The sequence below is a fragment of the Neobacillus sp. FSL H8-0543 genome (assembly GCF_038592905.1).
Lineage (GTDB): Bacteria > Bacillota > Bacilli > Bacillales > Cytobacillaceae > Neobacillus.
Genome location: NZ_CP151943.1, coordinates 3,471,422 through 3,490,337 on the forward strand (window position 1 = coordinate 3,471,422; position 18,916 = coordinate 3,490,337).

Below are 18,916 nucleotides of genomic sequence, written 5' to 3' on the forward strand. Positions count from 1 at the left end.
AAAGCAAAATGGAAACGGCAATACCAAAAACATCATTTAAAGATAAAACAAATAAAGTTTTAGGAATTAATCCACAAGACGCTCTTATATCGAAATTATATATGTCTGTATCATTTATTGCATTACTAATCGGAGGAATTTTAGGATTAGTTCAAGGACTTAACCGTGCAGGACTTTTAGAATTACCATCGTGGTTAAATTATTATCAAGTACTGACAGCTCATGGTTTATTATTAGTACTCGTGTTTACAGCTTTCTTTACGATTGGTTACTTTTATGCAGCTCTTTCCCATACTTTAGGCGGACTGCTTCCAGTGGTAAGAAAGATGGCATGGGTTGGTTTTAGTTTGAAGATTGTCGGATTTGTATTAGCGGTCGTTCCAATCATAATGAATGAAGCATCCGTTATGTACACCTTTTATCCACCAATGGCCGCACATCCAGCATTCTATATTGGTTTAGCATTAATTGTTGTTGGCGTATGGGTGTGTGCGTTCGGTGCATTTATCCAAGTGGCAAATTGGAGAAAGAACAATAAAGGACAGCATGTTCCTATTCTAGCTTACTTTGCTACTGCTGTATTTATTCTATTATTCTTCGGTAGTGTTCCTGTAGCTATTGAAGTACTCGTGATGATTATTCCATGGTCAATTGGTTGGGTTGAAACGATCAATGTCATGGTTGCTCGTACACTATTTTGGGCTTTTGGGCATACATTAGTTAATATTTGGTATTTAACAGCTGTATCTGCATGGTATGTAGTTGTACCAAAAATTATGGGCGGTAGACGTTGGAGTGATGTGTTAACCCGTGTTGTTATCATTGGATTAGTTGTTATGAACATCACTGGTGGATTCCATCACCAAATTGTTGATCCTGCTATCAATGAAGTAGTAAAATATATGCACGTATTTATGAGTTTAGCCATTGGATTCCCATCATTAATGACAGCATTTGCTCTATTCGCAGTATTTGAGCGTACGGCAAGAAGAAAAGGTGGAAAAGGATTAATTGGCTGGTGGAAAAAGATGCCATGGGGAGACGTTCGTTTCCTAGCTCCATTTATTGCGATGGTTGCCTTTATTCCAGCTGGAGCAGGTGGTATTGCTCAAAGCACGAACCAATTAGACGGAGTTGTTCATAATACAATGTGGATTGTAGGACACTTCCACTTAACATTAGGCATGTCTGTAGCTATGACATTCTTCGGTATCAGTTATTGGTTAGTTCCATATATTTCAAAACGGGTACTAACACCAGCGATGAATAGATTAGGTGTTATCCAAACCATTCTTTGGACTGTAGGTATGATCTTTATGTCAGGTGCAATGCACTGGGTAGGATTGCTTGGTTCACCAAGAAGAACTTCATACACAACTTATGGCGACCATGCAACTGCATTAAGCTGGGATCCGTACTTGACGTTCTTAGCTGTTGGAGGAACACTATTAATTATCGCGGTTATTCTTCAAGTGTATGCTGTATTCAACATGATGTTCTTCGCACCAAAAGGGGATACTGAGTTCCCGATTGCTGAAGAAGAAGATAATGCAACAAAAACACCATATTGGACAGAGCGTTGGGGAATTTGGATTGTTGTTATGCTGATCGTTGTAGCAATGGCCTACGTTATTCCACTGACTGATATGATTGTGAATGCACCACCAGGATCACCACCATTTAAGACTTGGTAAGATGAAAAGTGTAATTGCCTAGCGCTGGGAGCTAGGCATGTATTGATAAAGAGATAGCTCAAGTTATTAGGGCTATCTCTTTATGTTTAAGTAACCTTTTTAAATAAGAGAATCCATAGATGGAAGTGGATGTTATGATTAATAATAGGCATAATACCATAGCGATAATACTAGTTTTACTTTTTGGAGTAGGCTTATTCTACATTGGAACAGATGGTTTCCAGGCATATACGGCCGAAACTGCAAGAGTGAATAAACTGGTCGATGAACAACCTAAATTCCCTAAGGTAACATTAGAGGATAGTAAAGGACGAACCTATGATATTTCTGAGTTCAAAGATAAATATGTATTTATTACATTTATCTATACATCCTGTACCACTGTTTGTCCGCAATTAGAAGTCAACATGTCTAAAGTTTATGATGCAATACCAAGTAAGTATATTGGCGAAGATATTGTTTTTTTAAGTATTAGCTTTGACCCTACCAGGGATGACCCGGCTACATTAGAGAAATACCGGGGCTATTTTAATAGTGATGGCGAAACTTGGAGGATGGCGAGAATTAATGACCAAGACGAATTAGACTCCTTATTAAATAGCTTTGGTGTGATTGTGATTCCGGATAAGAATGGAAACTTCGCTCATAACTCAGCCTTTTATTTGGTCGATAAAAAAGGTAGTTTGGTCGATGTAATGGATTATACAAAGATTGATGAAGCTGCAAATAACGTTGTAAGCATCCTCGAGAATGAGAAGGGGGAGTAATCGATGAATCAATCCCTTTTAGGCTTACTTTTATATATTTTCTTAGTTGCTCCACCTGTTGCAAAATTTATGGAATTAAATATGGTCATCCATATGCATATGCAAATGACTGGACTGGTGATTGCAGGATACTTAATGGCACGGTTTTTTCAAATCCGATTTCCTGGATTTTTTGAAAAATGGAATCATAACGGTGTACCGGGTATCATGTTATTTGTTATCACCGCGCTTTACTGGATGTTACCCCGTTCGATGGATGAAGCGTTGACTGTTCAAGCTGTGGAGTTGTTTAAATTTATTAGTTTACCATTTTTTGCTGGCATCGGCCTACGTGATGGTTGGAAAAAGCTAGCACCAATTGTGAAAAATAGTATTATTATTGGATTTGCGATCCTATTTTTGGCATTAGGATGGTTATATATTTGGTCACCTGAGCAATTGTGTAATAACTATTTGGTCATTGAGCAGATTGCCCTTGGCTGGGGATTTTTAACAACGGCTATCGCTATGGTAATTTATTTGGCTTATCGCTTTTTTATAGATCCTTCGGCATATGAATAATTGAGTAAAAAGTGAAGTGGCACTCGATTTTTCGAGTGCCTTTTTCACTTAATGTAATATTTGTAAATGTACTTTTTACCTCCGATAAAGTAACATTACAATTGTAGCATTTTAATAGGGGAGGATTTTATGAGTAAAAATAAGATACCATCTCCACTTCTGGCTGGAGAAACGATATCAAATACTAGTAATAAATCTAGTTTACTTTCTGATTTAAAAGCACTTTTTAAGGCACCAGTGTTACTCGCAAATGTATTACCTGTTTTTTCGGGTTTTTGGCTAGCACTATATTTTACCAATACCTCATTAAGTGATCGATGGGGTCTATTTTTATTAACTCTGGTAGGAAGTACATTGGTTATGGCTGGAGCACTTATACTTAATAATTGGTACGATGTCGATATTGATACAATAATGGATAGAACCAAAGGACGTCCAACTGTAACAGGGAGTATTTCACTTAAAGTTGTGTTAACCTTGGGAATTGTTCTTAGCATTTTAGGGTTCATTCTTTTGCTTTTTACAACAGTAGAAGCCACCCTTTATGCATTTGTGGGTTGGTTTATCTATGTCTTTTTATATACCATGTGGTCAAAGCGAAGATATGCCTTTAACACGATTATTGGGAGCGTTTCTGGGGCAGTTACTCCTTTAATTGGCTGGGCAGCCATCGACTCTATTAACCATGTTGTTCCCATTGTATTATTTCTGATTTTGTTTATTTTTCAAATGCCACATACATTTGCGATCGCAATGCGGAAATGTGAAGAATACAGAGCAGCGGGGGTTGCGATGCTGCCGGTTGTACGCGGCTTTAAAGTAACGAAGCGTCAAATGGTCGCATATATCGCTTTCCTACTGCCTTTTCCATTTTTCTTAACAGATTTAGGTACAACCTTTATTGTCATTGCAACCTTGCTTAATGTGGGCTGGCTAGTGGTCAGTATCAGCGGATTTTTTATAAAAGATGATATAAAATGGGCATATGTTAATTTTCTATATTCCGTAAATTATATAACTATCTTGTTCCTCATGATGGTTATAGTTACTTTGCCACTTTTTAGATAAAAAGAATGTATTATTAAAACTTGATATATTATCATGACCCACCCAATAGATACTTTAATATATTAAAACAGGGCGCTTTTCCTTTTTAAGGAAAGCGCCTTGTTTATTTTTTTGCAAATTTAATCGTATTCTTACTATCAAAATTAAATGACTTTCATAAAAGTCTAGCAATCTTTATAATTAGATAGGGGAAATAATAGAGTAGAAAGTCAGGGAGGGGAGAAAATGTTATATTTAGCTCCACTTATGCTTGAAAAAGTCGGAATTATCGTTATTGTTGCTTTTTTACTATCGCAAATGAAATCATTTCGCCAAGTAATTCAAAATGAGCACAGTACAAATGAGAAAATTATGCTTATTTTACTTTTTGGTGCATTCGGGATTATTAGTAATTACACAGGAATTGAAGTTCAGCATAATACAATTAGCAGGGCGGAGTGGCTTTCTGAACTAGACTCGGAGAGTGCACTCGCAAATACAAGAGTGATGGGGATCGTTATTGGAGGATTACTGGGAGGCCCTACAGTCGGTATTGGTGCCGGTTTAATTGCTGGAATCCATCGTTACTCGCTAGGTGGTTTTACAGCATTTTCATGTGGTATTTCTACTATTTTAGCTGGAATGGTTGCTGGATACTTTGGGAAAAAACGAAAACAAAATGGAAAACAAATCACTACTAAATTTGCTGTCATAATAGGAATGGTAATGGAAGCCGTCCAGATGTTAATTATCCTTGTTGTAGCTAAACCAATTGACCAGGCATGGAATCTCGTTCAGCTCATCAGCTTTCCGATGATTTTCGGGAATGGATTAGGAACCTTACTGTTTATGTTAATTATTCAAGCAGTTAAACGTGAAAATGAGCGTACTCGTGCGAACCAAACGACTCAAGCATTTTTTATTGCTGATCAAACGTTGCCGTATTTCCGTCAGGGCTTAAATATTCAATCATGCAAAGAAGTCGCGAGAATAATGCTGGACCTAACGGATGCTGATGCGGTTTCTATTACAGATAACTATCAAGTTCTAGCTCATGAGGGTTCCGCTTCAGATCACCATGTCATAAAGTCGAAGCCTGAGACTGGTTTGACCAAAAAAGTGCTCGAAAGCGGCAAGATTTCAGTTGCAAGGTCGAAGAAAGAAATCTCTTGTTTTCATGGTGGTTGTCCTTTAGAAGCTGCCATTGTCCTACCATTAAAGGTTAATAACAAAATTGCTGGTACATTAAAAATGTACTATATTAAGCCTGATAAACTAGATAGGGTCCAAAAGGAATTAGCCGAAGGACTGGCAAATCTTTTTTCGGCACAGCTAGAACTTGCAGAAGCAGAAAGACAGACAAAGTTATTGAAGGATGCAGAAATTAAAGCCCTACAAGCGCAAATTCATCCGCATTTCTTATTTAATAGTATCAATACAATCTCAGCACTTTGCCGTACAGATGCAGACAAAGCTCGAAAATTACTTTTGGATCTAGGATCATTTTTTCGAAGCAATCTCCAAGGAGCGAGGCAGATGCTGATCCCAATTGAGAAAGAATTAGATAATGTTAGGGCCTATCTGTCATTGGAGCAGACTCGGTTTCCAAATAAATACTATATAGACTTCGATATTGAACCAAATATCGAAAAAGTATTGATTCCTCCGTTTACTTTACAGCCTTTGGTTGAAAATGCGATTTATTATGGATTTCCTCGAAGTAAACTAGAGGGGAAGATCTCTATTCGGGTTTTTTCTGAAAATAACCAATTACAAATAATCGTTGTGGATAACGGAAATGGAATTCCTGAAGAACGGATAAAGATTCTTGGTAAGCAAATTGTAAATTCTAAAAAGGGAAATGGCACAGCGATCTTTAATATTACCGAACGTCTAAAAGGAATATATAATGGTCAAGCCAGTTTAAAGATAAAAAGTAGGGTGGATCATGGAACAACTGTTGTGGTATCCATCCCTCTCAACAGTAAAGGAGTGTTCGATCAAGATGTTGAAGGCTTATATAGTGGATGATGAACCATTGGCGAGAGATGAATTGAAATACCTGCTTAATCGAAGTAAACAGGTGGAAATTATAGGTGAAAGTGATTGTGTGGAGGATGCAATTTCTGATATTTCCATGCTAAAACCAGATATTGTTTTTTTGGATATTGAACTAGCTGAAGATAACGGATTAAGCTTAGCAAAGCAATTAGAATCCATTATACCAACGCCTGCCATTGTTTTTGCTACGGCTTATGATGAGTATGCATTCCAAGCATTTGAATTAAATGCAGTCGATTATATTTTAAAGCCCTTTGATGAACAGCGTATTCAAAAAACACTGGAAAAAATAACGAAAATGCAAAAAGTCGAAAATAAGGATTTATTAGTCCATGCTTCAATGAAAAATAATGAAAATGGAAAAATAGCGGTCCTTGTCAATGAACGAATCATTTTATTAACCTTGGCAGATATTCTATATTTAGAATCTAGTGAAGGTAAGTGCACGATCGTAACTATTAATCAAGAATACACAGTTAGTGAGGCACTTGTCGTTTTGGAGAAAAAGTTAATTCCTTCTAAATTTCTTCGCATCCATCGTAGTTTCATAGTAAACCTTGATTATATTGTAGAAATAGAACCTTGGTTTAACTCTACCTATAATTTACTTTTGAAGGACGGCTCTAAAGTGCCAGTTAGTCGTACCTATGTTAAGGAATTAAAGCAGCGTATAGGATTTTAGATTTAAGTATTTCGCTTGTCGATTTTTGTAATTCACCTATCCATTTTTGCATGTTAACCTGAAAATGAAAATAAATTGTTTTCATTTTGTAATATATATGAGTAACAAACTTGAATGGGGGGTTAATAAAAAATGAATGCGATTACAATAGTTGTTGCTTCGATATGTATCCTATTAATAGTTTATCGTTTATATGGTACATTCATGGCAGCAAAGGTTTTAAAACTTGATCAGCTAGATGCTTTAAAGCAGACTCCTGCACAGAAATTAGATGATGGTCAAGATTATGTACCCACGAATAAATGGGTCGTATTTGGTCACCATTTTGCTGCGATTGCTGCAGCGGGTCCGTTAGTTGGTCCCATCCTAGCAGCTCAATTCGGTTATTTACCAGGATTGATTTGGCTTTTAGTTGGTGCGGTAATTGGCGGAGCGGTTCACGATATGGTTGTTCTCTTTGCCTCTATGCGTAGAGATGGAAAATCTTTATCTGAAGTTGCCAAAGAGGAACTAGGTCCTGTGGCAGGGTTCTGTACAGGCTTAGCCATGTTATTTATTATTACTATTACAATGGCTGGTTTATCCATGGTTGTTCTTGGCGCGCTTGAAAGAAACCCTTGGGGAACATTCGCAGTAGGAATCACCATTCCGATTGCAATGGCCGTTGGATTGTATCATAAAAAGACAGGCAACTTAAAACTAGCAACGATCGTTGGGTTCGCTGCAATTATGTTGGCCATTGTATTGGGACCAAACATTCAAGGCACAGCGTTTGGCGATTTGTTAACACTTGAAAAAAGCACATTAGCACTTATTCTACCAATCTATGCATTTTTTGCTGCTGCTTTACCAGTCTGGTTATTGCTGGCACCTCGAGATTATTTAAGTACTTTTATGAAGATTGGAGTATTCGCAGCATTGATTGTTGGGGTATTCATTGTAAATCCAGAAGTTCAATTCCCGGCATTTACAGAATTTATTAATGGCGGTGGTCCTATTATTGCTGGACCTGTTTGGCCATTTATCTCTATTACAATTGCTTGTGGAGCGATTTCAGGATTCCATGCATTTGTTGGATCCGGTACAACACCGAAGATGATTAATCGTTGGAGCGACGTTAAAGGTGTTGCGTTTGGAGCGATGCTTGTTGAATGCTTAGTGGCAATCATGGCATTAATTGCCGCTATTTCACTACAACCAGGTGATTATTTTGCAATCAACTCATCACCGGAGAAATTCGCAACACTCGGAATGGAAACGGTTCATCTAGGTGAACTTAGTAAAGAAATAGGAATGGACCTTGAAGGAAGAACAGGTGGAGCTGTTACACTGGCAGTAGGGATGACGTACATCTTCACAGCCGTTCCATTTTTTGCGAAAATGGCATCATACTTCTACCAATTTGTTATTCTTTTTGAGGCTGTCTTTATCTTAACAGCAATTGACTCAGGTACACGGGTTGCTCGTTATCTTATTCAAGATTTCTTTGGAGACTTCATTAAACCGTTAAAACGTACAGATTCACTGGGGGCGAATATTTTTGCCAGTGCATTGGCCTGCTTCATGTGGGGATATCTTCTGTTCTCCGGTGACATCAGTTCTGTCTGGGCATTATTCGGTGTATCCAACCAATTAATGGCTTCGATTGGACTTATTGTGGGCGCAACTGTAGTCCTTAAGGTTGCTGAAAAGCGTTGGTACATGCTGACATGTCTAATACCTCTTGCCTACCTTTTTGTAACTGTAATGGTAGCAGGATATTGGATGGTGAAGAACGTCTACTTCAATGGAGCCAACCCTGGTTTCAATGTATTAAACGGAATCCTGTCCATTATAATGCTAATTCTTGGAGTTGTTATCCTAGCCACTTCAATTAATAAATGGATTAAGCTATGGAAAATACCACAAGCAGTATTAGTAGAACAATCGAATAAAGAAGTCGCTTAAAAAAATAGCACCCTTTCAACAAAGTTGAAGGGGTGCTTATTGTTTATTCAAGTTTTGCAGAGATAGACTTTAAGAATCCGAAACCAGACAATCTTAGATTTAGTTTATTTTTTCTGCTGATATTTTTATGTACATATATTGATAGATTGTCGATAATAAACTCATTAAAGTTTGTTAAGGTCTTGGGTTTGCCTGGTACAGCCACCACCTCTTGTATACTAGGGGCACAGCAAGCATTTACCTCTAAGGTTTTTACAGTTAATTGATTCCCCTTAGTTTCAATCCATTTTTTTGATTCAACATCTATTTCAACATTCATAGATCCTCGGCCTCCTTTATACTAATACATCCTATTTTATTACCTACTAATTACTTTAATTGTACTGTATGAAAAAGATGTTGTCATGTCTGAATAGTAACTTTTTAAACGTAAAAAAACACCTAATCAGCTGATTAGGTGTCTTTTAAATGATTATCTTATGCCCTTCATTAAGCCCTGAATTTTCGGAGATATTGCGAAAAGTAAAATACTTAGTACAATCGCTGCTCCACCGATGATCCCAAAGTACGCCATTTCATTCTCTGGGGAATAGAATCTAACGACTTGGGCATTAAGAGCCTGAGCTGCAGTACTTGATAAAAACCATAAACTCATCGTTTGTGCGGAAAAGGCAGCAGGAGCTAATTTTGTTGTTGCAGATAAACCAACCGGTGATAAGCACAATTCACCAAAAACAACAATTAAATAGCTAAGTACAAGCCACATTGGGCTTACCAATGAATCTGAGCCGCCAAAGTAAGCTGGCAAAAGGATAACAAGGAAGGATAGCCCTGCGAACAATAACGCTATTGAGAACTTTTGCGGTATCGTTGGTTGACGTTTTCCTAATTTAACCCACATCCAAGCAAAAACAGGCGCCAAAACAATGATAAATAACGGGTTTAAGGATTGGAACCATGCAGGAGAAATCGTTATTCCTGCAAATTCTAATTGAGTTCTCTCGGCCGCATATAATCCAAGAATAGTTGAACCCTGCTCTTGAATAGACCAGAACATAACGGATGCAACGAATAATGGTATATAAGCAAGAATTCGTGAACGCTCTACAGCAGTTGTTTTAGGACTGCGGTACATGACAACAAAGTAAATAGTTGGAATCAAAATACCAAGAATTGTAACCAAATTGATAAAGCTAGCAATAGTTAGAAGTCCCTTTGGGATTAAAACAGCACAAAGAGCAGCAATAAGTACGACACTCAGTCCAATAATCGTATAAGTTTTCTTCTTTTCAGTTTTGGATAGCGGATTTGGAATATTGGTACCAGCTAGACCAAGGTTTTTCTTCTTTGTTAATACAAACATAACAAGTCCTGCGAACATTCCGACAGCAGCGATACCAAAACCTAAATGGAAATCAATTTTCATTCCCACCGTTCCAGCAATTAATGGTGCTAAGAATCCACCCAAGTTAATTCCCATATAGAAAATGGTAAAGCCTGCATCACGACGATCATCCGTTTCGCTGTACAGGTCACCGACAACAGTAGAAACATTTGGCTTCAGCAAGCCAGTTCCGAGTACAATCAAAACCATAGAAACAAAGAACAAGGCCACGTTACCGGGTATTGCTAGGGCAATATGACCGAACATAATCAATATTCCACCATAAAAAATGGCTCTAGAAGTACCGAAAACTCGGTCAGCTAACCAACCACCAATAACACCGGACATATAAACAAGTGCTCCATAAATGGACATAATGGACATAGCTAAGTTTTTATCAAGTCCTAATCCGCCTTTTGTAACTTCAAAGTACATATAGAATAGAAGGATAGCTCTCATTCCATAATACGAGAAACGCTCCCAGAATTCTGTGAAGAAAAGAGTGGATAATCCCTTTGGATGTCCGAAGAATCCCGTTTGAGGAACACTATCCACAATTTTCTGTTTATTGATATTTGACATGGTACAACCTCCTCTTTATTATACTATAATACTTTTGAATGTTTTAAACTGTCAAAAACTATTTTTGGTAATTAAATTTGAAAAGCCATAAGAACGCTGGCATTACAGTGTTTCTGTTGGATTTTTTAATGAGAAGAAAGTTTTTTTAAAATAGTAATTATATTGTGATAAAACAAACTAAACTGACAACTGCGCAACGAATAGTGAGAAATGAATCATTGTGTTTCATTTATGTTTAACTTTTGCTAAATGAGGAAAATTATTTACTAAGCAACATAATATGTGAGAGGAGTGTGATGGCAGTGAAAAAAGGATACTTAGTAATAGGAATTATTGTCGCGGTGCTTGTTATTTTCGGAGCGATGTTAATGTCCAGCTATAACAACTTTGTCAGCTTAGAGGAGAATGTTGATCAGTCTTATGCTCAAATTGAAAATCAACTTCAACGAAGGTTGGATCTAATCCCAAACCTTGTAAATACAGTAAAGGGTTATGCATCCCATGAAGAAGAAGTGATTACATCGATTTCAGATGCCCGTGCCCGGTTAGCAGGCGCAAATACGGTGGAGGAAGAAGCAAATGCTAACGCAGAATTATCAGGTGCTTTAAGCAGATTGCTTGTGGTAGTAGAAAATTATCCAAATCTTAAAGCCGATCGACAGTTTACGCAATTAATGGATGAACTGTCAGGAACCGAAAATAGAATCTCAGTGGCCCGAAAAGATTACAATGATCAAGTAGCGATTTATAACAAAAAGGTAAAAAGATTTCCAGGTGCATTAATAGCTGGAATAACTGGTTTTGATGAAAAAGAATACTTTAATGCAGATCCTAAAGCCGCAGAAGCACCAGAGGTTGATTTTGGAGGCAATGATTAATGAATGGGAATAGGGTCTTCAGCTTTTTATTGGTGATAGTTACCCTGTTTCTTTTTGTAGGAAGAGCATTCGCTGAGGACATCCAAATGCCCAAGCCAATGGGCGATATATATGTACAGGATTTTGCCAATGTATTAAATGACCAGGAAAAAGTGGAATTAAGAAATATAGGCAGAACCATTGAAAATCAAACAACAGCACAAATTGCCGTCATGACCGTCGACACAATAGGAGAACGGTCGATTGAGGAATTTGCTAACGAAGCATTTCGACAATACGGAATTGGCAGAGAGACCGAAGACAATGGGGTATTGCTAGTTGTTTCCATTAATGATCGTAAAGTGAGGATAGAAGTGGGTTATGGGCTAGAGGGGAGAATCCCAGATGGAAAAGCGGGTAGGATTCTTGATGAACATGCTATTCCCTATCTGCAGCAACAACAGCCGAACAAAGCGATAGTTGAAACCTATAATGTACTCGCAAATGAAGTTCTAGCCGAATATGGTCAAGAAGGATTACAGGGAATTGTGGATGAAGGCCAACCTGCTCCAGTTGATGGAGGGTTAGGCATTCCTAGTTGGCTGCTAATTCTTTTAGTTGTTGTTGTCGTATTTCTTGATATAAAATTTTTTGGCGGAACCTTAACACATATGCTTCTTTTCTTCCTATCCAGAGGTGGTGGCAGAGGCGGAGGGGGAGGTTCCCAAGGCGGCGGCGGTTCCTCTGGTGGTGGTGGCGCAGGGCGTGGCTGGTAATAAAGATAGTAGTATCAAGTAAGCTGACCTCGTAATAGGGCAGCTTTTTACGTTTAATGCTATAGTTAAAGATATTGTTTGAATAGAGGTAAAACAATGAAGGAAGATTATTATGATGCTTTGTTGAACATAAAAACAGGTGGAAATCAAAGGGGATTTAGCAGCTCCTTTCATTATCACAGATATGAACCAACACCCTATAGTGCACTTGAAACATTATTTACTCAGTATGAGTTAACAAGCAGCGACCATGTCGTTGATTTTGGATGTGGTAAAGGAAGATTAAATTTCTATATCAATTATTTTTTTCATTCAACGGTCGCAGGGGTAGAAATGAATGAGACTTACTATCAAGAAGCAGTTGAGAATCAAACGAGTTATTTGAAAAAGTTTAAAAGTCACAAGGATAAAATTCATTTCCACTGTTGCTTGGCAGAAAAGTATCAAATCGGCCTGCAGGATAATCGATTTTATTTTTTTAACCCCTTTACCGTACCGATATTTTGGAAGGTAATAAATAATATCCTGCTATCGGTCGAGAAGTCACCCAGAGAAATTGATTTGGTGCTATATTATCCATCAGAGGATTATATTTATTTTTTAGAAAACAATACGTCTTTTGAATTGTATAAGGAAATCAGCCTACCTGGTCTTTACGAACAAAATCCAAATGAACGATTTTTAATTTATCGATTGGTTTAAAAAAATAGAACGATAAAAGCCCTTGGTTTTATCAATGTAACCAAGGGCTTTTGCTTGCGGTGGATAGAAATTTATTCAGTTCTTTGTTTAAGGATATTTCTCCTCCAGCTTGAAGCCAGTTTTCTAGAATCTCTAAATAGTGAATTTGGCTATTTTTTAAATAACTATAAATGATTTGTGCCTCATCGATTTCATCTCTTCCCACTTCATTGAGTCTAGACGGTTCTGCAATATTAAAATGAAGGCAAATGTTTTTGCTTAGCTGTTCCATGGGTTTCTCATCCATTTTGAATATTTGACTAAATAGGATGGTTTTCCCCTTTATTAGGAAGAGTTTCCAAGTCGAGTCTGGCAAGCTCTCAATGACCACGATATTTTTATTTTCTTCGGTGAATTCAATGATTTTTTCTTTATTTAATAGAAAGTTTATGGAGTCAATAGAATCTCGATACTTTGAAGCTGCTTCATAATCGAATTTATCGGCATAAGCAATCATCCTTTGCTCCATTTCTTCAAGTATACTTGTATCCCTGCCAGTAAGTAATTCAATAATTTTATCAATAATTTGATTATACTGGTTAAGTGCCGCTCCACCCAAGCACATCCCGATACATAGCCCCAGAGAATGGTTTAAACAAGCTGTACTTTTTTTCGATGGGTTGCTACAGAGTATTTTATAGGCTTCTTTTATGCCGAAAATCGCTTTTTCTACCGTATGCTTGCTTGTATAGGGGCCGAAATAGAGATTGCCATCCTTCTCTTTAGGGTGATTGGTTATTTCAATCTTACGAGGATGATCATCCATATGTATCACGAGATAGGTATAGGCTAAAGGGCTCTTCATCCTTTTATTATAGAAAGGCTTTAACTCTTTAATGAGTTTACATTCAAGTATAAAGGCTTCAAATTCTGTATCTGTCAGAAGGTATTCAAAATCCTTTATGTTTGCTTTCAATTTATTTATCTTTTGCGAGTGAGCTATTGAGTTTTGAAAGTAAGTTCGCACTCTGTTTTTAAGATTCTTCGCTTTCCCTACATAAATGATGCTGCCATTTGCATCTTTCATAAGATACACTCCAGGGGATGTTGGAAGGTCTTTAACTTTAATTTTTAAAGAAATAAAAATCCCCCCTTTACTAGACTTCAATTAATTTTATCATATCTGAGTAATTGTGGTAAAATTCAGAGAGATTATCAATTTCTAGGGAAAAAATGAGGTTAAAATATGTTTAAACGGTATATGAACTTTCAAAAAAATAATGGTATTTCTCCTTATATTTGGACGATCCTTTGTATCCTGCCATTTTATTTTATTTTCCAATCATCTTCACCGATTAAAATATTCGTTGGAGTAATTCTTACGGTCTTATTTCTGATATTCTTCCGAATTGCCTTGAGTGTCAAAGGATGGCCTGTTTACCTATGGACCTTCATTCTAATTGGAATCTCCATTACATCAACAAGCCTTTTCAGCTACGTTTATTTTGCTTTTTTCCTAGCTTATTTTATCGGTAATATCAAAGAACGTGTGACCTTTTTAACCCTTTATTTTATCCATTTGATTAGCACCTCTGCATCGATAAATTTTAGTATTGTGCAGCAGGATGAATTATTCTTAAAACAATTGCCATTTGTTGTAATTACATGGATTGGTGTCATTCTACTTCCATTCAATATTCGAAATAAAAAAGAGATGGGACAACTTGAAGAAAAACTAGAGGATGCAAATAAGCGAATATCAGAGTTGATTAAACTGGAGGAGCGGCAGCGGATTGCCCGTGATCTTCACGATACATTGGGACAAAAACTATCACTTATTGGTTTGAAAAGTGATTTAGCTCGGAAATTAATTACAAAAGACCCAGATCAGGCACGCAGTGAGTTAAAGGATGTTCAACAGACAGCAAGAACTGCGTTGAGTGAAGTTAGAAAAATGGTTTCGTCTATGCGTGGGATACGCTTGAAGGATGAATTGGTACAGGTTAAAAAAATGCTCAAAGCTGCGCAAATAACCTTCGATAATGAGCCAGATTTTACACTAAAGGATGTTTCCTTACTGATAGAAAATATCCTTAGCATGTGCTTGAAGGAAGCGGTAACGAATATCGTCAAACATAGTGGTGCTACAACCTGTTCTGTTTCCATCAGTCAATCTTGGAAGGAGACGGTGTTGACCATTAAGGATAATGGTGTTTTCAAAGGCAAGGACGAGAGTTTAGCAAAGGGACACGGTTTATTAGGAATGAAAGAACGGCTTGAGTTTATAAACGGAAACCTGGAGCTTGTAACAAATGAGGGTACGACCTTAATCATCCGAGTTCCAAATGATGTTAAGCCTAGTGATAAGGAGAGAGAATGAATGATTAAAATCGTCATTGCTGAAGATCAACAAATGTTATTGGGTGCCTTTGGTTCACTATTAAACTTAGAAGAGGATATGGAAGTGGTCGGAAAGGCTTCGAATGGAGCGGAAGCGGTAGAATTGGTCCGGAAATATCAACCAGATGTTTGTATGATGGATATTGAAATGCCCGGGAAGAGCGGGCTAGAGGCAGCTGAAGAAATAAAGGGCTTAGACTGTAAAGTAATTATATTAACCACCTTTGCCCGTACGGGTTATTTTCAACGCGCATTAAAAGCAGGGGTTAGAGGCTATTTGTTAAAGGACAGTCCAAGTGAAGAGCTTGCGAGCTCAATACGCAGTGTTATGGAAGGAAAACGAGTTTACGCACCAGAGCTTATGGATGATGTCTATGGGGAAGAAAATCCACTCACCGAGAGAGAAAAAGAAGTATTAGAGCTAGTTGCAGATGGAAAAAACACACAAGAAATCGCAGAACAACTAAGTATCAAAACAGGAACCGTCCGCAACTACATCTCAGCCATCCTAGACAAACTAGACGTCAAAAACCGAATCGAAGCCATCACCCAATCGAAAGAAAAGGGCTGGTTCAAATAACAATAATGGTGCCTGTCACCACTCGTGGACACTGTCCACCTCAGGCGGACACTCCGAAATTAGAAATAGGATGTATTTTCCTGTTTCTATTTTTTTTGGGGGAATGATGGTATAATTATACTGAAAATTGTGATTATTAGTAATTGGGAGGAGTGAGGGCTTGATGAATGTAGCATCTCAGGTGACTGGAAAACGCGGGGAAAATTCGTATAGTTTTAATGAGTTTGTTTTGAAACGGGAGGGGCTGGATTGGTATCGTGATGAACCTTTCCTACAAAAGGCAGTAAAGAAATTTACCGGTGCTGAGTACGAAAAGACTCATGAAAGAATTTTAGCCTTTTCACCTGTTGTCTCATCCAAATGGAATCAACTTGCTGAACGAATCGCCAGGCCAGAGGTCCGTCCATACATGCTCCATTATGATGCCTTTAATCACCGAATTGACCGGATTGTTCGCCCCATGGAAGTACATCAGTTAGAGAAAGAAGTATTTGGTGAAGGGCTCTTTTCTAGTAAAATGCCACCTTGGGAAAGCTTTGTTAAACGAATGTTAACTCATCAGATTGGTGAAGGCGGTGTAACCTGTCCTTTAACATGTACCCATGGATTAATTGCCTTATTGGATGAATTTCCGAATCCAGAGTATCCTCAACTTCATGAGATTCTACTACATACAAAAGAAGGGCTAAATGGAGAGTTTGCCATTGGCGCCCAGTTTATGTCTGAAATACAAGGCGGCTCTGATCTGCCTAAGAATGTGCTTGAGGCTGTTCCGGATGGGAAGAACTACCGTTTATACGGTAATAAATTCTTCTGTTCAGCTGCACATGCTGATTATTCAGTTGTTACAGCAAAAATTTCAGGTTCTGACAAAGTATCAACCTTTATTGTTCCTGCCTGGCTCCCAGGTGATAAAGAAAAGGAAATCCGAAATGGCTACCAAATCAATCGGATTAAATGGAAGCTAGGCACCGCTGAATTACCTACAGCAGAAATTCTTTATCATGGGGCACTAGCATATCCAATCGGGCCGAAAGATAAGGGAATTGCCGTTGCCGTTGGAATTGTCCTCACACTTTCACGCCTTGAAATCGGTATTGCCTGTGCAGGGTTTATGCTGCGGGCATCAAGGGAGGCTGCCCTTTACGGTGACTTCCGAACAGCCTTTGGAAAAAAAGTAAAAGACTATCCTCTGGCAGCTAGTAAGCTAAAAAGAATTGAAAATGCAGCACAGCGGACGACAGCAGGTGCCTTCAAAATTTATGACCTGTTCTTACGCCTGGAGAAGCCGCTTAACCCTGGGCTAAATTCAGAGCATCCGTTGGAAGTTAGAAAACAGTTATTTAATCTGCGAGAACTTGTATTATTACAAAAGATTTGTGCGACAAACGAGGGAGCGGAAGTGTTAAGGGAAGCAATTTCTGTTTTTGCCGGGCATGGGGTAATGGAAGAGTTTTCATCATTGCCGCGGATTTTCCGTGATGTCGTTGTCAATGAACAGTGGGAAGGACCCCGTAATCTATTATTAACACAAATTTACCGTGATCTTCAAAGAGTATCCGAATGGTATACTCCTTCTGAATTTGTCGGCAGTGTTTTAGAGGGTGCTTCGCAGGCAAGTATGAAGCAATTCTCCGAGCAGCTCGAAGATTTACTACAAAGACCGGTACTAGGTGAAGTAAACGAGGCTTCGATGGAAGCGGCAGTTGAATGGGATGCATTTTGCGATTCTTTCTTTAAAGCCTATCAACAGGTTGCTTTGACGGAAATAAGATAAAGATTATTGAGCCTGACTTCTGGTGTAAATCAAACACTGGAGGTCAGGCTTTAATTTTTTTATCAAAAATAGGCAAACTAGTGATTGACATTAACGTTGCGTAAAGGTGTATCGTAATGCTATGAGGAGGTGAACGTGTGGAATATACAGTCCAGAAGCTAGGTAGTCTCGCAGGTGTTAGCACCAGAACACTACGATATTATGATGAAATTGGAATTCTTAAGCCAGCAAGAATTAATTCGTCTGGATATCGGATATATGGTCAAGCGGAAGTGGATCGTCTGCAGCAAATCTTATTTTACAGAGAATTAGGGGTTAGCTTGGAAAGCATCAAGGAGATTGTGACCGCACCATCCTTTGACGGTGTAAAAGCCCTGCGGGAGCATCGTGAAAAACTCCTCGAAAAAAAAGAACAATTAGAGCTATTAATTTCTAATGTTGATAAAACAATAGCCTTGACAGAAGGGAAGAGGAACATGTCAAATAAAGAAAAGTTTGAAGGCTTCAAGAAGAAAATGATTGATGACAATGAGAAGAAATACGGGAAAGAAGTTCGTGAAAAATATGGTAAGGAAACGGTTGAGAAGTCTAATGCAAAGGTCATGAATATGACAGAGCAACAACATGAAGAGGTTACGACCCTTGCGGAAGAGCTGCACAATACCTTGGCAGAGGCTTTTAAAACAGGCGACCCTGCAAGTGACATTGCTCAAAAAGCAGCAGATTTGCATAAGCAGTGGCTGACTTTTTATTGGAGTGAATATAGTAAGGAGGCACACGCAGGGCTTGCTCAAATGTATGTCGATGATGAAAGATTTACGGCCTATTATGACAAAGAGCAGCCAGGTACAGCAGCATTTTTAAGAGATGCCATTCATATTTATACAGGCATGAAAAAATAGTAATGAACTCACCCAAACAATGTCCTAAATAGTAACCTATTGAAAGTAAAATAAGCGGAGATTTTCCGGTTAGATGCAGAATCGAGCTCAGATTGAGGGATATAAGGGGAGATTTTCCGATTATGCAAAGCAAAAGCCCCCATTTTCCTATTTTTTGAGTCATTAGGCGGAATCTCTCCGTCTATTCAAGCCTTTTTTAATAATAATTACTAACTAAG

At 38.1% G+C, this 18,916-nt stretch carries 17 protein-coding genes; 14 read left to right on the plus strand and 3 right to left on the minus strand.

Annotated features, from left to right (window positions below; all coding sequences use genetic code 11):
• Positions 1-8 precede the first annotated feature (8 nt).
• From NSS81_RS17250 to NSS81_RS17280, 7 genes are all read left to right on the plus strand, one after another.
• Positions 9-1,694: a cbb3-type cytochrome c oxidase subunit I gene (locus tag NSS81_RS17250; RefSeq protein ID WP_342429906.1), complete on the plus strand. Its 1,686-nt coding sequence runs from the start codon at positions 9-11 to the stop codon at positions 1,692-1,694.
• Positions 1,695-1,828: 134 nt separating this feature from the next.
• Positions 1,829-2,461 carry an SCO family protein gene (locus NSS81_RS17255; RefSeq protein WP_342434060.1) on the plus strand — a complete coding sequence of 211 codons (633 nt, stop codon included), beginning with the start codon at positions 1,829-1,831 and terminating at the stop codon, positions 2,459-2,461.
• A 3-nt stretch (positions 2,462-2,464) separates the two neighbouring features.
• Positions 2,465-3,022: a hypothetical protein gene (locus NSS81_RS17260; protein WP_342429907.1), complete on the plus strand. Its 558-nt coding sequence runs from the start codon at positions 2,465-2,467 to the stop codon at positions 3,020-3,022.
• Positions 3,023-3,151: 129 nt separating this feature from the next.
• The gene (cyoE, locus tag NSS81_RS17265; protein ID WP_342429908.1) at positions 3,152-4,090 is read left to right on the plus strand and encodes a heme o synthase; all 939 of its coding nucleotides are present in this window, start codon (positions 3,152-3,154) and stop codon (positions 4,088-4,090) included.
• 225 nt (positions 4,091-4,315) lie between these two features.
• Positions 4,316-6,100, plus strand: coding sequence for a sensor histidine kinase (locus NSS81_RS17270; RefSeq protein WP_342429909.1), 1,785 nt, complete (start codon positions 4,316-4,318; stop codon positions 6,098-6,100).
• Positions 6,075-6,812, plus strand: a complete 738-nt coding sequence (locus NSS81_RS17275) for a LytTR family DNA-binding domain-containing protein (protein WP_342429910.1) — start codon at positions 6,075-6,077, stop codon at positions 6,810-6,812. The genes NSS81_RS17270 and NSS81_RS17275 overlap by 26 nt, the downstream gene beginning before the upstream one ends.
• 132 nt (positions 6,813-6,944) lie before the next feature.
• Positions 6,945-8,759, plus strand: coding sequence for a carbon starvation protein A (locus NSS81_RS17280; RefSeq protein ID WP_342429911.1), 1,815 nt, complete (start codon positions 6,945-6,947; stop codon positions 8,757-8,759).
• Between the two features lie 43 nt (positions 8,760-8,802).
• Here NSS81_RS17280 and NSS81_RS17285 read toward each other — a convergent pair whose 3' ends face one another.
• Together NSS81_RS17285 and NSS81_RS17290 are read right to left on the minus strand one after the other, a co-directional pair.
• On the minus strand, positions 8,803-9,078 hold the full coding sequence (locus tag NSS81_RS17285) for a CC/Se motif family (seleno)protein (protein WP_342429912.1): 276 nt from the start codon (positions 9,076-9,078) through the stop codon (positions 8,803-8,805).
• Between the two features lie 153 nt (positions 9,079-9,231).
• Positions 9,232-10,725 carry a peptide MFS transporter gene (locus tag NSS81_RS17290; protein ID WP_342429913.1) on the minus strand — a complete coding sequence of 498 codons (1,494 nt, stop codon included), beginning with the start codon at positions 10,723-10,725 and terminating at the stop codon, positions 9,232-9,234.
• Between the two features lie 302 nt (positions 10,726-11,027).
• Here NSS81_RS17290 and NSS81_RS17295 point away from each other — a divergent pair, with 302 nt between their 5' ends.
• The 3 genes from NSS81_RS17295 to NSS81_RS17305 all read left to right on the plus strand — a co-directional run bounded on the left by NSS81_RS17295 (position 11,028) and on the right by NSS81_RS17305 (position 13,060).
• Positions 11,028-11,603: a LemA family protein gene (locus tag NSS81_RS17295; protein ID WP_342434061.1), complete on the plus strand. Its 576-nt coding sequence runs from the start codon at positions 11,028-11,030 to the stop codon at positions 11,601-11,603.
• Complete coding sequence (locus NSS81_RS17300; protein WP_342429914.1) at positions 11,603-12,358, plus strand: TPM domain-containing protein; 756 nt, start codon at positions 11,603-11,605, stop codon at positions 12,356-12,358. The genes NSS81_RS17295 and NSS81_RS17300 overlap by 1 nt, the downstream gene beginning before the upstream one ends.
• A 96-nt stretch (positions 12,359-12,454) precedes the next feature.
• On the plus strand, positions 12,455-13,060 hold the full coding sequence (locus NSS81_RS17305) for an SAM-dependent methyltransferase (RefSeq protein WP_342429915.1): 606 nt from the start codon (positions 12,455-12,457) through the stop codon (positions 13,058-13,060).
• 31 nt (positions 13,061-13,091) lie between these two features.
• On the opposite strand, the gene NSS81_RS17310 is transcribed toward NSS81_RS17305, so the two are convergent.
• Complete coding sequence (locus NSS81_RS17310; protein WP_342429916.1) at positions 13,092-14,135, minus strand: GIY-YIG nuclease family protein; 1,044 nt, start codon at positions 14,133-14,135, stop codon at positions 13,092-13,094.
• Positions 14,136-14,285: 150 nt separating this feature from the next.
• Here NSS81_RS17310 and NSS81_RS17315 point away from each other — a divergent pair, with 150 nt between their 5' ends.
• The 4 genes from NSS81_RS17315 (at position 14,286) to NSS81_RS17330 (ending at position 18,698) form a co-directional block, all read left to right on the plus strand.
• Entirely contained in the window at positions 14,286-15,419 is a 1,134-nt protein-coding gene (locus NSS81_RS17315; RefSeq protein ID WP_342429917.1) for a sensor histidine kinase, read from the plus strand.
• Positions 15,420-16,019 carry a response regulator transcription factor gene (locus NSS81_RS17320; RefSeq protein WP_342429918.1) on the plus strand — a complete coding sequence of 200 codons (600 nt, stop codon included), beginning with the start codon at positions 15,420-15,422 and terminating at the stop codon, positions 16,017-16,019.
• A 163-nt stretch (positions 16,020-16,182) separates the two neighbouring features.
• Positions 16,183-17,796: an acyl-CoA dehydrogenase family protein gene (locus NSS81_RS17325; RefSeq protein WP_342429919.1), complete on the plus strand. Its 1,614-nt coding sequence runs from the start codon at positions 16,183-16,185 to the stop codon at positions 17,794-17,796.
• Positions 17,797-17,933: 137 nt separating this feature from the next.
• Complete coding sequence (locus tag NSS81_RS17330) at positions 17,934-18,698, plus strand: MerR family transcriptional regulator (RefSeq protein WP_342429920.1); 765 nt, start codon at positions 17,934-17,936, stop codon at positions 18,696-18,698.
• Positions 18,699-18,916 lie beyond the last annotated feature (218 nt).